At 67.7% G+C, this 640-nt stretch carries 1 protein-coding gene; it reads right to left on the reverse strand.

Translation table 11 applies throughout. The features are described from left to right. A partial coding sequence (locus tag AN216_RS00295) for an SDR family NAD(P)-dependent oxidoreductase (RefSeq protein ID WP_139140814.1) occupies window positions 1-640 on the reverse strand: 640 nt, incomplete at both ends.

Genomic DNA, 640 nt, shown 5'->3' on the forward strand with positions numbered 1-640 from the left:
TCGAAGAGGTCCAGGGCGTCGTCGGCCGGCATCGCGGCCACACCCATCCGCTCCAGCCGCGCGACCTCCTCCACACCCAACTCACCAGTCATCCCGGTCGCCTCCGCCCACAAACCCCAAGCCAACGACGTCCCCGACAACCCCTCAGCCCGACGCCTCGCCACCAACGCATCCAACGCCGCGTTCGCCGCCGCGTAATTCGCCTGCCCCGGACTACCCACCAACGCCGCCACCGACGAGAACACCACAAACGCCGACAGATCCATCCCCGCCGTCAGCTCATGCAGATACCACGCCCCATCCACCTTCGGACGCAACACCCGCTCCACCTGCTCCGCCGACAACATCTCCACCACGCCGTCATCCAACACACCCGCCGCATGCACCACCCCACCCAACGAACCCACCGACGCCACAACCTCAGCCACCTCAACCCGATCGGACACATCACACGCCACCACCCGAACCTCCGCACCCAACTCACCCAACTCCGCCACCAACGCACCCACACCCGGCGCCTCCCCACCACGCCGACTCACCAACACCAACTCCCGCACACCCCGCACCGCCAACCTCCGCGCCACCAACGCACCCACACCACCAGTCCCACCCGTCACCAACACCGGGCGCTCGGTGTCCA

It is taken from the genome of Streptomyces oceani (genome assembly GCF_001751245.1).
Taxonomy (GTDB): Bacteria; Actinomycetota; Actinomycetes; order Streptomycetales; family Streptomycetaceae; genus Streptomyces; species Streptomyces oceani.